This is a genomic window from Variovorax beijingensis, assembly GCF_007828835.1.
GTDB classification, from domain to species: Bacteria; Pseudomonadota; Gammaproteobacteria; order Burkholderiales; family Burkholderiaceae_C; genus Variovorax; species Variovorax beijingensis_A.
Genome location: NZ_VIVL01000032.1, coordinates 1 through 4,159 on the forward strand (window position 1 = coordinate 1; position 4,159 = coordinate 4,159).

A 4,159-nucleotide genomic window follows, 5' to 3' on the forward strand; every position below is an offset into this window, starting at 1 on the left:
CGATGAATCGCTTCATGTGGCTGCCCTTCAGTAGCGTTGCCACAATCTAGGCGAGCACCGTCAGTTATTCAACCCGTTTTCACACGGCCTCGGCCGTCAGTTGCCGCCAATCGCGTTAGTCCGATGCGCTCGGCTCGAGATGCTGATGGAATTCTTGTCGAGGTCTTTCGCATTCGCGAACGCATACCCGTTGGCTTCGTGCACGGCACCGAATAAGAGCCCTCGTAACTTGGCTTGCGCGGCAAACGCTGCCACGTCTTTCACATGAAAGCTCAGCTTCACCCCTACTTGGCCAAGTTTCACGGACTTGGCTGCTTGATGAATGAGCATGCCAGCGCCCCCGCCCGGATGCTTCAGCTCGATCAGGCCCTCGATGACTTCACCATTTGTGAGGAAGCCGAAATGCCGGGCATAGAAAGCAGCAGCCTTTTGCATGTCTCTGGCGTAGATGATGACTGTTCCTAGTGGCGAATCCATACTGCCTTTTCATGTGGATTGGACGCTAAGCGCCGGCTCTTTTGCCGACTGTAGCCGAAGGGCGGTCGGCGCCGCGGGGCCCATACCAGTCTCTCAGACCTTCGGTAGTGCGGCCGTTTGGGCGCAAGCAAGCGCGTCCTCGTCGGCTCCAAAGGCTAAGGCGTAGAAGCCAAGGTCCGAAGGAAGAAATCTGCGATTCGCGAATTGAGCGCGGGTACCACCTGACCCCGGTCGAAATTGGGCGGGTCACTCAGCAGGCGCTGCGTCACGCCGCCAGTCTCCAAGGGAGGCATGGGCGAGAGCATCGAACCGTGGCCACCTTCCGGGATACGCATAACGACTTCGCATCGGGGTTCACATGCCGCGAGGATTGCTTCCGCGTGGAAGCGGGGCACCTGATTGATGTCTTTGTCCGCGATAACGAGTCCCAGCGCAGTCGAGGGCTGCTTTAAGCTCGCTGGGTCAAAGTCCGCGGCGAAGGGGACCATTGCCACCACGGACTTGACTCGCGGGTCGAAGCCGCTTTGAATTGCATCGTCGGAGAAGCGCGCTGCGATTACGGCCTTCGCCAGCCAAATTTTTAGGCTGTCCAGCCAGTCGCCGTTGAGCAGTGTGAAGAAACCGACGCAAGATGAGAAATCTTCTCTGATGTGCTTTTCGCAGTGATTCCTGAAGCGCGCCTTTGACCATTTGCCGCCGGCCATCGACAAGGCCGTATGTCCGCCAGCGGACCCTCCGAACAGGCCTACCGAATCAAGGCGCAAATTAGCCGCCAGTGATTGGGTGCCGGCGACGACATCGATTGCCTGAGAAATTTCGATCGGCCGCTTGATCCAACTCGCAGGCCCAGGCTCCGATGGGTCGAGGTAGTTGTCGCCTGCGTGCTGAGGCAGGGCGACCGTAAATCCCCGTTGCACCAAAACTCGCGCCAAGTCCGCGTGCACCCAAGGGCTTCCGCCCGAGCCATGCGAGATCACAACGAGGTGTCCATTGCCCCTGGATACGCGACCGTTGGCAGCCCATGACAACTTGAACGGTCCCTGTATGGCAGGCATCTCTGGGTCCGAAGACGGATAGAAGATTGTGACGAGTCCAACGCCAGGCTGCGGCAACTGCATGAAGCCCAGTGTGGGCGCTTGTGCGTGCGCGGATTGCCCAAGTGCCAGCAAGAAACCACAGAGGGTTAACAGTGCGTGCCGGTGAAAGGAGGCTTTCCTGGTCACAACAATTGAGGTGCGAATTCTTGTCGCGATCTGGAACGGTGTCATGCCAGAATTATCGTGAACTGGGCGGCTGTCTCGAATGGCGGTTTGTGGCCGCATGCCGCCTCCGTCAGGCCCGCGCGTTGAACGACTCGTCGTACGACACATTGCCGCATGGCATGGCTGCGCCGCCAAAGGACACGGCCTGGAAGTACTCGGGAGGAACGTTCGGAAGGACAAGGCCGGGCTCGGCCCGAAAGCCGAATCGACCGTAGAAGCCGGGCTCGCCGAGAACGACGCACCCGAAGGCTCCGCTTTCGCGCAGCGCACTCAGTGCTTCGCGCATGAGGCGTGAGCCAACCCCCTGGCCCTGATAGGCCGGCAACACTGAAATGGGGCCAAGACCATGCCAGCCCGAAGCCCCGTCCGAGATGGATACCGGCGATACAGCCACGTGGCCGACTACTTCCCCGTCGACCGCTGCGACCAGGGATACTGTCAACTTTCCAGCCTTGCGCAGCGCCTTGACGATGAACTGCTCCGTATGGTCTGTATGGGGCGTAGCCAGAAATGCAGCGGTCGTCACTGCATCAATGGCATCCACGTCATTCGCCATCTCGTTCCTGATTTCGACGCTCATTGAACTCCTGTGATGCGGGTGTCGGTTAAGCCATCGTCGGATTCTGTCTTGGCTTCGACAGTCCGCTCCTGGCCGACCGTAGCCGGTCGCACCGGCATCGCGAAAGCGGGCGAAGTGGTGCGAATATCAACGTAGCCGCGACACCACGCTGCGCGCCGTTTCCTTGATGTGCGCAGAGGCCGCGGTGCTAGCGATTTCCTGCAGTGTCAGTAGCAGAGAAACGCCATCGACCGCTGTAACGCCGGAGTTCAACATGCGACTGACCATGACTATCCCAAGTTCGCTTGGCTGCCGCGTCAAGGAAGCAAGAAGCGCGGATTCGTAGTTCGGAAGCTTATTTCCAACCCGTGAACAAGGCTCCACATCACTCCGTGCCCGTCTTCCTTGGGATAACGCTCAAAGATGCTCAGCATTTCGGGGGTTGCCAGCTCTGGAGCGCCTGCTTGCCAAAGTTCATCAAGCAGCACGTCCAAGCGGCGCCAGTTGCCATTCTCACCGGGGGCAAACTTGGCGATGTCGCAGGCTATGGATGCCATTTTTCGCGGCACCGAGAATCCTAGGCGTAAGGTTGTTGTTGGCCAATTTTCTCTGTAAAGATGCCCTGAGATTACTTCGGCACGGCGGATGAGAACCGCAGCTCGACGCTTTGCGGGACGGCGCAGTCGCCTGAATGCATCGCCGGCTCAAAGCGCGCGCTTGCCAACTGATCTCTGATAGCTGCCTCCAACACGGAATCGACCGGCGGATAGGAAAACCGGACTGTGCCCGGATCGACTTGTCCATCGATACCGACGACAAATCGGGTCAAGGCGCCACCCCGGACGCCGATGCTTTCCAGATTCGTGCTCAAGCTGACGGCTCGGGCCGAACGTTCAACTTCAAACGCGTTGAACACGTACTGACCGGGCACGGCACCAGGTACTATCGGGGGACACCCCTTAGCGAGGCGCGCCGGATGCTCCGGCAGCAGTATGAAACCGGGGATGGCACCTAACTCGCGGTGCCGATGGTACATGTCCATGATCACGCTGGTTTTCCGCCCGGACGCGCAGGAGACGTCGTAGTTATCCAGTATGTTGCCGTACGGCCCTTGCCCCATGCTGCCTCGACGCTCGAGAGTCGGTACATCGCCTTCTGGACAACGCAGTCGCAGCAGGTAATCACGCTCGCCCGTGGGGCCGGCCGAACGCACCGGATTCGCCGTGGTGCCCAAGGGCGCAGACGAATTCAACATCGCTGCGAGCGGTGGCGTGCTGTCGGCCGGACGCGCGAGCTTCAACTGCGCCAGGCAAGCGGTCGGTGCCGCCAAGGCGACACTCAGCAATGAAAGGAAGATTCGATGTGAGGTCATCTACCTGATCGTTAGCACCGTGACGAATGTTAGTAGTTGGCCGACTGTAGTCGGCCGAACTGTGCAGCTCATGACTGCCTTTTTGCCTCACTTCAATATGCTGTTGGCAACAAAGCCGACACCGCAGGCATGACAGTAGAACCCAGGGACAAACTGCTGCAAGGGCGCCTTCTGCAGTTTCTCGGTGCTGCACTCGTCGGTGGCCAACTGGTCACGCCGCCTATAGCCGGCTCGCTCCTCATCGGGAAACAGCAGGTGTGGACTAGCTCTACCGATGAGAACAAGCTTCGCCTTGACTTGCGCATCGCTGTGACATCGAGGGCATGAGTTCGCTGCTGGCGGCGAAGAAGGCATAAAACTCTCAGATTGGTTGATGACGGCGAGAGGCTGCTATTGGCCGAGGCCGTGTGGAAACGGCTTTGACTAGCGAGTATGCCGAACCCGCGCCCATGTGGGCGTCCTCGGCGCACCGAGTCATCCGGTGGTCCC

General features: G+C 59.4%; 5 protein-coding genes. All 5 read right to left on the reverse strand.

Annotated features, from left to right (window positions below):
* Positions 1-96: 96 nt before the first annotated feature.
* The 5 genes from FB547_RS33160 to FB547_RS33180 all read right to left on the reverse strand — a co-directional run bounded on the left by FB547_RS33160 (position 97) and on the right by FB547_RS33180 (position 3,670).
* Positions 97-435, reverse strand: a complete 339-nt coding sequence (locus tag FB547_RS33160; RefSeq protein WP_307698800.1) for a VOC family protein — start codon at positions 433-435, stop codon at positions 97-99.
* 197 nt (positions 436-632) lie between these two features.
* Positions 633-1,745 carry an alpha/beta hydrolase family protein gene (locus FB547_RS33165; RefSeq protein ID WP_225613352.1) on the reverse strand — a complete coding sequence of 371 codons (1,113 nt, stop codon included), beginning with the start codon at positions 1,743-1,745 and terminating at the stop codon, positions 633-635.
* A gap of 64 nt (positions 1,746-1,809) precedes the next feature.
* Positions 1,810-2,319 (reverse strand): GNAT family N-acetyltransferase, encoded by a 510-nt coding sequence (locus FB547_RS33170; protein WP_145747829.1) that lies wholly within the window; start codon positions 2,317-2,319, stop codon positions 1,810-1,812.
* A 296-nt stretch (positions 2,320-2,615) separates the two neighbouring features.
* Positions 2,616-2,855 (reverse strand): hypothetical protein, encoded by a 240-nt coding sequence (locus tag FB547_RS33175; RefSeq protein ID WP_145747830.1) that lies wholly within the window; start codon positions 2,853-2,855, stop codon positions 2,616-2,618.
* Positions 2,856-2,926: 71 nt separating this feature from the next.
* Positions 2,927-3,670, reverse strand: a complete 744-nt coding sequence (locus FB547_RS33180; protein WP_145747831.1) for a hypothetical protein — start codon at positions 3,668-3,670, stop codon at positions 2,927-2,929.
* Between the last annotated feature and the right edge of the window lie 489 nt (positions 3,671-4,159).